A 9,205-nucleotide genomic window follows, 5' to 3' on the forward strand; every position below is an offset into this window, starting at 1 on the left:
TCGTCGTCGCGACGCTCGCGGCGGTCACCGCGATCACCACCCTGACCGCCTGCTCCGGAGGTTCGAGCGACACCGTCGGAGCGGAGAGCGGGGCCGACGGATCCGGCGGCACGGTCGATCTCTACGCCTACGCGGTGCCGAAGGTCGGGTTCGACCTGCTGATCCCCGCCTTCCAGGAGACCGAGGAAGGGGAGGGCGTCGTCTTCCAGCAGTCCTACGGGGCCTCCGGAGACCAGTCCCGGAAGGTGCGCGACGGCGCCGAGGCCAACTTCGTGAACTTCTCGGTCGAGCCCGACATCACCCGTCTCGTCGACGCCGGACTGGTCGACGAGGGGTGGAACGACAACGCCTACAAGGGGATTCCGTTCGGATCGGTCGTCACCATCGTGGTCCGTGAGGGCAATCCGAAGAACATCCGCGACTGGGACGACCTGCTCCGTCCGGACGTCGAGGTCGTCACGCCCAACCCGTTCAGTTCGGGTTCGGCGAAGTGGAATCTGCTCGCCCCCTACGCCGCGAAGAGCAACGGTGGCGCCGACCCGCAGGCCGGCATCGACTACGTCACCGCGTTGGTCACCGATCACGTGAAGGTGCAGCCGAAGTCCGGTCGCGAGGCCACCGAGACCTTCCTCCAGGGCACCGGCGACGTGCTGCTGAGCTACGAGAACGAGGCACTGTTCATCGAGCGCAACGGCGACCCCGTCGAGCACGTCACCCCGCCCGTCACCTTCAAGATCGAGAACCCTGCGGCGGTGCTGAAGAACGCGAAGGATGTCGAGGTCGCGCAGGCGTTCAACGACTTCCTGTACACCCCCGAGGCGCAGCGTCTGTGGGCCGAGGCCGGCTTCCGGCCCGTCGACCCGGCCGTCGCCGAGGAGTTCGCCGACGAGTTCCCGCAGCCGGAGACGCTGTGGACGGTCGCCGACCTCGGCGGCTGGGACACCGTGAACGAGGAGCTGTTCGCCGACAGCACCGGTACCATCGCGGTGATCTACGACAACGCCACGAAGTAGAGCACGCGCGTGACCGTTTCGGAACACACCGCCGGGTCGGGAGATTCGTCTCCCGCTCCGGCGGGTTCGCGTCGCGGGCCGTCCACTGCGGCCCCCGCCCGGCCGCGACGCCGGATGTTCACCGGCGCCGTCGGGCCCCTCGGTATCGGCATCGCCACCCTGTGGTTGAGCCTGATCGTCCTGCTTCCCCTCGCAGCCCTGGCCTTCCACTCTGTCTCGGACGGACTCGGAACGTTCGTCGATGCGATCACCGCGCCCGCCGCCCTCGCGACCCTGCGGATCACCGTCGTCGTCTCGCTGGTCGTCGCGGCGATCAACGCCGTGATGGGCACAGTGATCGCGTGGGTGCTCGTCCGTGACGAGTTCCCGGGGAAGAAGTTCGTCGACGCACTCATCGACTTGCCCTTCGCCCTGCCCACGATCGTCGCGAGCATCGTGCTGCTCTCGCTGTACGGACCGCAGAGCCCGATCGGTGTGCAGCTCAACGCGACCGAGCCGGGACTGGTCGTGGCGCTGGCGTTCGTCACGCTGCCGTTCGTGGTGCGCTCCGTGCAGCCGGTGCTCATCGAAGCCGACCGTGAGGTCGAGGAGGCCGCCGCCTCGCTCGGCGCCGGCAACGTCACGATCTTCCGCACGGTGGTCCTGCCGGTGCTCGCACCGGCGATCCTCGGCGGCACCGGGCTGGCCTTCGCCCGCGCCATCGGTGAGTACGGCTCGATTGTGCTCATCGGCGGCAACATCCCCTACAAGACGCAGGTCGCGTCGCAGTACATCCAGCAGCAGATCGAGATCGACCGATCGGTCAACGCCGCCGCGGTCTCCGTCGCGCTGTTGGTGCTCGCGTTCGTCGTGCTGTTCGTTCTGCGCCTGGTCGCGAACCGCGGATTGCGCCGAGAGGAGGACGACCGGTGAAACCGTCCCTCGCATCCCGACTGTCGCTGCGCTTCGTCGCGCTCGCCTATCTGTTCGTGCTGTTGCTCGTCCCGATCGGGGTGATCCTCTACCGCACCTTCGAGAACGGCATCGTGGCGTTCGCCGAGTCGATCAGCACCCCGGCGGCGATCTCGGCGCTGAACCTGTCGCTGCTGATCGTCGCGATCGTCGTTCCCCTGAACGTGCTCTTCGGCATCGTGGTCGCGCTGGCGCTCGTCCGCGGCCGATTCCCGGGGCGGGGACTGCTGCAGGCCGTCGTCGACCTGCCCTTCGCCGTCTCACCGATCGTCGTGGGTGTCGCGCTGATCATGCTGTGGGGCGCCAACGGCTGGTTCGGTGCCGTCGAGGATCTCGGCGTCAAGGTGATCTTCGGGCTGCCGGGCATGGTGCTCGCGACGATCTTCGTGACCCTGCCCTTCGTGGTGCGCGAGGTCGAACCGGTGTTGCGCGAGATCGGGGAGGAGCAGGAGCAGGCAGCCGCGACCCTCGGCGCGAACACGTGGCAGACCTTCTGGCGGATCACGCTGCCGGCGATCCGCTGGGGCCTGACCTACGGCATCGTCCTCACCGTCGCGCGAGCCCTCGGCGAGTTCGGCGCCGTCATCATGGTCTCGTCCGGCTTCCCCGGCGTCTCCCAGACGCTGACGTTGCTCGTCCACGCCCGGTACATCGACGACCACAACACCTTCGGCGCCTACAGCGCCGCGACCCTGCTCATGGCCATCGCGGTGATCGTCCTGCTGCTGATGACCCTGCTCGACCGGAAGAGGAGCACCGAATGATCACCGTCACCGGGGCGCGCAAGAACTACGGAGACTTCGCCGCACTCGACGACGTCGGCATCGACATCCCGTCCGGCTCGCTCACCGCGCTGCTCGGGCCGTCGGGTTCGGGGAAATCGACCCTGCTGCGCTCGATCGCCGGCCTCGAGACCCTCGACGCGGGCACCGTCCACATCGCCGGTGAGGACGTCACCGACATCTCCCCGCAGAAGCGCGACATCGGCTTCGTCTTCCAGCACTACGCGGCGTTCAAGCACATGACGGTGCGTGAGAACGTCGCCTTCGGACTGAAGATCCGAAAACGCCCCAAGGCCGAGATCACCAGGCGGGTCGACGAACTCCTCGAGATCGTCGGGCTCGGCGGATTCCAGCGACGCTATCCGGCACAGTTGTCCGGCGGCCAGCGCCAGCGCATGGCGCTCGCCCGAGCCCTCGCCGTCGATCCGCAGGTGCTGCTGCTCGACGAGCCGTTCGGTGCGCTGGACGCGAAGGTCCGCGCCGACCTGCGCACCTGGCTGCGTCGCCTGCACGACGAGGTCCACGTCACCACTGTGCTGGTGACGCACGACCAGGAGGAGGCGCTCGACGTCGCCGACCGCATCGCGGTGATGAACGCCGGACGTATCGAGCAGATCGGAACACCCGAGGAACTCTATGATCGCCCGGCGAACAGCTTCGTCATGTCGTTCCTCGGGACGGTGTCCGAACTCGACGGTGTGCTGGTGCGCCCGCACGACATCCGGCTGACTCGGCAGCCCACCCTCTCCGAGACGTCCGGTGGAGCTGTCGGTGTCACGCGGGCGACCGTCGAGCGTGTCGTCCGGCTGGGCTTCGAGGTGCGTGTCGAACTGCGCAACGATGCGACCGGCGGGCAGTTCACGACGCAGATCACCCGCGGCGAAGCTCAGAACCTGGGACTCGTCGCCGGCGACACGGTCTACGCGCACGCCCCGGCTGCGTCGGAGGACGAACCTCTCGGTACCCTCGCGCCGTGAACGGGGTCAGTGGGCTTCCGCACCCGCTTCCGCACGGCGCCGGGCCCTGCAGATCATGACCGGACAGCAGCTGTGGTGGATCAGCCCTTGGCTGCTCGAGCCCACGATCGAGGCGGCCAGAGGGCTTCGGCCGTGGCTTCCCACCACGACGAGCTGGGCGGTCTTCGACTCCTCGAGCAGCACGATGTCGGGCTTGCCCCGCTCCACCCGGTAGGAGACGTCGACGTCGGGATACTGCTCGGTGTATCCGGCCGTGTTCGTGATCATCTCCTTCTTCCGGTACTCGACATAGGCCGACCAGTCCCTGAATCGTGAGCCCTCGCCGTATGTCAGGGTCGACTGCTCGGTCCAGGTGTGGAGCACGACGAGCGGCGCCTCGAGCGCACACGCGGTCGCGAAGGCCTGTTCCACGGCGGCCGCACTGAGCTCGGTACCGTCCACCCCGACGACGACCGGACGGCCGTCGGGCGGCCGGAACCCCTCCCGGCTGCGCCACGTCACCACCGGGCATTCGGCGTTGTTGGCGACGGATACGACGTCGGAGCGCCGGACCATCGACTGCCATTCGCTGGTGGTGGTGTGTCCGAGAACGATCATCCTTGCCTCGCGCGACAGTTCGGTGAGCACGCGATCCGGTTTGCCCGACGGCGTGGACCGTCGAACCTCGACCCGGTCGACCGCGCCACGAACCGCTGCTTCCGCGGTGGTGAGAACGGCCTCCGACGGGTCGGTGCCGTTGTCGGAGGTGGGGGGATGAACGTGGACCAGGTCGATCGGTTCGCCGAGACGTCGGGCAACGCAGGCGGCCCACCGGGCCGCATCGAGTGCGCTGTCCGATCCGTCGATGCCGACGACGATTCCGTGACCGACATTGGCTGTGCCCATGCTGCCTCCTCGCGTCACCATCCAGTGTGGTACGGATCACAGCGTGTGCGCCAGCCCTGCCGGTCCCGGCAGGTGCGGAACACCGCTACGGAGGCCCTAGTCGCCGACGGCATCCTTGCCGCGCCGGACGATCATCGGGTCGGCCGGGAAGACGATCTGGCGGTCCTTGTCGTCGTACTCGAACTGGTCGAGGAAGAACCGCATCGCGTTGATCCGGGCCCGCTTCTTGTCGTTGGACTTGATGGTCGTCCACGGCGCCCAGTCGGTGTCGGTGCGCCGGAACATCTCTTCCTTCGCGTCGGTGTACTGGTCCCATTTGTCGAGCGACTCGAGGTCCATCTCCGACAGCTTCCATCGCCGGACCGGATCGAGCTGGCGGATCGCGAAGCGGGTGCGCTGTTCCCTCCGGGTGACGGAGAACCAGAACTTCGTCAGAGTGATGCCGGCGTCCACGACGAGCTGTTCGAACATCGGGACCTGTTCCATGAAGCGCTCGTATTCGTCGTCGCTGCAGAAGCCCATGACGCGTTCGACCCCGGCGCGGTTGTACCAGGACCGGTCGAACAGTACGAGTTCACCGGCGGTGGGGAAGTGCTGAATGTAGCGCTGCAGGTACCACTGACCGTGCTCGCGGTCGGACGGCTTGTTGAGCGCGACGGTGCGGGCGTGCCGGACGTTGATGTACTCCTGGAACCGTTTGATCGTGCCGCCCTTGCCGGCGGCGTCGCGGCCCTCGAACACGATGATGTGCTTGGATCCGTTGTCCTTGGCCCACGACTGGAACTTCAGCAGTTCGATCTGCAGGAGATACTTCTCGACCTCGTAGGTGGCGCGATCCATCCGAGTGTCGTACGGATAGTTCTCCCGCCAGGTGTCGACGGCCTTGCCCTCGATGTCGATCAGGTCGGGGTCCTCGCCGTGGTCGTCGCGCACCGAGTAGCCCTCCGTGCGGAGCCGATCGATGTAGCGACGGAGTTCGTTCTGCACGCGCGGTCCTCCCGGATCACGGATATCGAGTGACGCCCTGTGGTTACGTTGTAGCGGAGGAATGCGAATCGCGGGTGAACTCGGACGGAGAGTCGGTGGCGACTCAGGCCACGCGCAGCTCGTGTCCCCGGCGCAGGGTCTCGGTGTACCGCTCGGTGATCACCCGCGCGACGGCGTCGTGCCGGGTGAGGGTCTGCGCGACCCGCACGTGCCCGAGGTTTTCGGCGGCGGTGCGGGCGCGATCCCACAGCAGCCCTGGGGCGAGGATCCACGGTGTCAGCACGATGGTGCGGGCGCCGCGAGAGGTGAGGGTGTCGAGGGTCGCCTCGACCGACGGCGCCGTGGTGGCGAAGCACGCCGCGGCCCGCGTCCACGCCGTGCCGGCGAGAATGCGGGGCACGACCAGTTCCGTCGTCCGGTTCGCTTCGGGGCGCCGCGATCCCACCGCGCACACCGCGACTCCCACGGACGGATCGTCCACCGACACACCCGTCGCCGTGATCAGGTCGCGAGCCGCGTCGACGAGGAGGTCGTCGTCGCCGAGGATCGGTGAGCACAGCACCTCGAGCAGCGGATGACGTTGCTGCGCCTCGTGCAACAGGGCCGGCAGATCGACCCGCGCGTGGAAGGCGCTGCCGAGCAGCAGCGGCACCACCGCGACCTGCCGATGCCCGTCCGCGGCGAGCGCGTCGAGGACCTGCCCGACCGACGGGGTGTTCAGGTCCAGGAACGCGAGTCGCACGTCCAGACCGGGATTCTCGGCCCGGACGGTGTCGAGCGCAGCAGCCACGGCCCGCGCCGATCGCGGGTCGCGACTGCCGTGCGCGACGGCGACGAGCGGCATCATGCCGGGACGCGGTCCCCGAGCTCGATGTCGGCGAGTCCGTCGCCCACGAGTCCGGCGGCGAGGGTGTTGCCCCCGGCCGGATCGATGAGCAGGAAGCTGCCGCTGCGACGGTTGACGCGGTAGTCGTCCGCGGCGATCGGCTCTGCGACACGCACCGTGATGCGCGCGATCTCGTTGAGCTCGATGCTCTCCGGGCTGGGGACGGAGGAGAGGTTCTGCTCGTCGAACCGCTCGTCGATCGTCCCGACGATGGCCTGCGTGGTGCGGGTGCCGTGCTTGAGCAGCAGCCGGGCGCCGGGGCGCAACGGCTTCTCGGCGAGCCAGCACACGGTGGCCTCGAACTCGGACAGCGGCTCCGGTGCGGCCTCCGGCGTGGCGATGATGTCGCCGCGGGAGACGTCGACGTCGTCGGCGAGCACCAGCGTCACCGACCGGCCGGCGTGCGCGACATCGAATGCGCCGTCGGCACTGTCGATGCGCTCGACGGTGGTGCGGACACCGGACGGCAGCACGACGACCTCGTCGCCGGGACGCACGGAACCCGCTGCGACCTGACCCGCGTAGCCGCGGTAGTCGGGGAACTCCGCCGTGCGGGGACGGATCACGTACTGCACCGGGAAGCGCAGACCGGTCTCGTGCCGGCCGTGCACATCCGCGTCGACGGGGACCGACTCGAGATACTCGATGAGGGTCGGACCGTCGTAGTAGGGCGTGTTCTCGCTGCGCACCGCCACGTTGTCGCCGTGCAGCGCGGAGACCGGGATCTCCTGCACGTCCTCGGTCGCCCAGCCGAGCGAACTCGTCAGCTCGCCGAACTCCGCGGAGATCTGCGCGAACACCGCGGCCGGATCCTCGACGAGGTCGATCTTGTTGACCGCGAGGACCAGCTTCGGCACACCGAGCAGGGCGAGCACCGCGGCGTGCTTGCGGGTCTGCGAGACGACGCCCTTGCGCGCGTCGACCAGCAGGACGACGAGCTGCGCGGTGGACGCACCCGAGACGGTGTTGCGGGTGTACTGGACATGGCCGGGGGTGTCCGCCAGGACGAAACTGCGCTTCGGTGTGGCGAAGTAGCGATACGCCACGTCGATGGTGATGCCCTGCTCACGCTCGGCGCGCAGGCCGTCGACGAGCAGCGACAGGTCGGGGGTGTCGAGGCCGCGATCGACCGACGCGCGGGTGACGGCGTCGATCTGGTCGGCGAGCACGGACTTGGTGTCGTACAGCAGCCGGCCCACCAGGGTGGACTTGCCGTCGTCGACCGAACCGGCGGTGGCGAGGCGCAGCAGCTGCGTGTCGCTCTGCACGGCCCGCTCGTGGAGGTCGCTCATGATCAGAAATAGCCCTCTCGCTTGCGGTCTTCCATCGCCGCTTCGGAAACCCGGTCGTCGCCGCGGGTGGCGCCGCGCTCGGTCAGTCGTGATGCCGCGACCTCGGCGAGGATCTCCTCGTTCGTGGAGGCCTCGGACAGGATCGCGCCGGTGGTCGATCCGTCGCCGACGGTGCGGTAGCGCACCGAACGCGTCTTGAGCTCTTCGCCTTCGGCCGGACCGCCCCAGACACCCGGGGTCATCCACATGCCGTCGCGGCGGTAGACGGGACGCTCGTGCGCGTAGTAGATGCTCGCCAGGTCGACGTTCTCGCGGGCGATGTACCGCCAGATGTCGAGTTCGGTGAAGTTGCTCAGCGGGAAGACGCGCACGTGCTCACCGGGTGCGTGCTTCCCGTTGTACAGATTCCACAGTTCGGGACGCTGACGCTTCGGGTCCCACTGGCCGAATGCGTTGCGCAGCGAGAAGATCCGCTCCTTGGCGCGCGAACGCTCCTCGTCGCGGCGGCCACCGCCGAAGACGGCGTCGAACCGGTTCTCCGAGATCGCGTCGAGCAGCGGCACGGTCTGCAGCGGGTTGCGGATGCCGTCGGGACGCTCGGTGAGCCGGCCGTCGGCGAGATAGTCCTCGACGCTCGCGACGTGCAGTCGCAGGTTGTACTTCGAGACCACGTGGTCGCGGAACTCGAGGACCTCGGGGAGGTTGTGGCCGGTGTCGACGTGCAGCAACGCGAAGGGCAGCGGTGCCGGCCAGAAGGCCTTGATCGCCAGGTGCAGCAGGACGGTGGAGTCCTTGCCTCCGGAGAACAGGATGACGGGTCGTTCGAACTCGCCCGCGACCTCGCGGAAGACGTGGATCGCCTCCGACTCGAGGGCATCGAGGGTGTCGAACCGGTTGCCGCCCAACAGTGTCCGGGCTTCGGTGGGATTCGTATCGGTGAGTGTCATGAGGCGTGCAACCCGCATTCGGTCTTGGCTCGGCCGGCCCAGCGCCCGCTGCGCGGATCGGCTCCGGGAAGTGGTTTGGTGGTGCACGGGGCGCACCCGATGGACGGGTAGCCCTCGTCGACGAGGGGATTGACGAGGATCCCGTGTTCGTCGATGTAGTTCTGCATGTCCTCGTCGGACCATGCCGCGATCGGATTGATCTTCACCAGCCCGAACGCGTCGTCGAACGAGACGAGCGGAGCGTTCGCGCGGGTGGGGGCCTCGACGCGGCGGATGCCGGTCACCCATGCGCGGTAGCCCTTCAGGCTCTCCGTCAGCGGCACCACCTTGCGCAGGCGGCAGCACTCGTTCGGATCGCGGGCGAACAGATCCTTGCCGAGCAGGTCGTCCTGCTCCGCGACCGACTGCTGTGCCTGCGCGTCGACGATGTTCACGCCGTACACCTGCGCCACCGCGTCACGTGTGCCGAGCGTCTCGGGCGGAAG

General features: G+C 68.1%; 10 protein-coding genes. 4 read left to right on the plus strand and 6 right to left on the minus strand.

Going from position 1 to position 9,205, the window contains the following annotated elements; genetic code table 11:
• The 4 genes from R1101_RS0110415 to R1101_RS0110430 form a co-directional block, all read left to right on the plus strand.
• A partial coding sequence (locus R1101_RS0110415; protein ID WP_016933373.1) for a sulfate ABC transporter substrate-binding protein occupies window positions 1–1,013 on the plus strand: 1,013 nt, incomplete at its 5' end.
• A 114-nt stretch (window positions 1,014–1,127) separates the two neighbouring features.
• Window positions 1,128–1,925: a sulfate ABC transporter permease subunit CysT gene (cysT, locus tag R1101_RS0110420; RefSeq protein ID WP_016933374.1), complete on the plus strand. Its 798-nt coding sequence runs from the start codon at window positions 1,128–1,130 to the stop codon at window positions 1,923–1,925.
• Entirely contained in the window at window positions 1,922–2,728 is an 807-nt protein-coding gene (gene cysW, locus R1101_RS0110425; protein ID WP_016933375.1) for a sulfate ABC transporter permease subunit CysW, read from the plus strand. The genes cysT and cysW overlap by 4 nt, the downstream gene beginning before the upstream one ends.
• Window positions 2,725–3,723, plus strand: coding sequence for a sulfate/molybdate ABC transporter ATP-binding protein (locus R1101_RS0110430; RefSeq protein WP_016933376.1), 999 nt, complete (start codon window positions 2,725–2,727; stop codon window positions 3,721–3,723). The genes cysW and R1101_RS0110430 overlap by 4 nt, the downstream gene beginning before the upstream one ends.
• Before the next feature lie 6 nt (window positions 3,724–3,729).
• Here the strand turns inward: R1101_RS0110430 and R1101_RS0110435 are convergent, their stop codons facing one another.
• From R1101_RS0110435 to R1101_RS0110460, 6 genes are all read right to left on the minus strand, one after another.
• Window positions 3,730–4,608 carry a universal stress protein gene (locus tag R1101_RS0110435; RefSeq protein ID WP_016933377.1) on the minus strand — a complete coding sequence of 293 codons (879 nt, stop codon included), beginning with the start codon at window positions 4,606–4,608 and terminating at the stop codon, window positions 3,730–3,732.
• A gap of 96 nt (window positions 4,609–4,704) precedes the next feature.
• Entirely contained in the window at window positions 4,705–5,595 is an 891-nt protein-coding gene (gene ppk2 / locus R1101_RS0110440; protein ID WP_016933378.1) for a polyphosphate kinase 2, read from the minus strand.
• A 103-nt stretch (window positions 5,596–5,698) separates the two neighbouring features.
• The gene (locus R1101_RS0110445) at window positions 5,699–6,442 is read right to left on the minus strand and encodes a sirohydrochlorin chelatase (protein WP_016933379.1); all 744 of its coding nucleotides are present in this window, start codon (window positions 6,440–6,442) and stop codon (window positions 5,699–5,701) included.
• Window positions 6,439–7,773 carry a sulfate adenylyltransferase subunit 1 gene (locus R1101_RS0110450; RefSeq protein ID WP_016933380.1) on the minus strand — a complete coding sequence of 445 codons (1,335 nt, stop codon included), beginning with the start codon at window positions 7,771–7,773 and terminating at the stop codon, window positions 6,439–6,441. Before R1101_RS0110450 ends, R1101_RS0110445 begins: the two co-directional genes overlap by 4 nt.
• 2 nt (window positions 7,774–7,775) lie before the next feature.
• Window positions 7,776–8,720, minus strand: a complete 945-nt coding sequence (gene cysD / locus R1101_RS0110455) for a sulfate adenylyltransferase subunit CysD (RefSeq protein WP_016933381.1) — start codon at window positions 8,718–8,720, stop codon at window positions 7,776–7,778.
• A partial coding sequence (locus R1101_RS0110460) for a phosphoadenylyl-sulfate reductase (RefSeq protein WP_016933382.1) occupies window positions 8,717–9,205 on the minus strand: 489 nt, incomplete at its 5' end. The genes cysD and R1101_RS0110460, both read right to left, overlap by 4 nt.

The organism is Rhodococcus sp. R1101 (genome assembly GCF_000278445.1).
Classification (GTDB): Bacteria; Actinomycetota; Actinomycetes; order Mycobacteriales; family Mycobacteriaceae; genus Rhodococcus; species Rhodococcus gordoniae.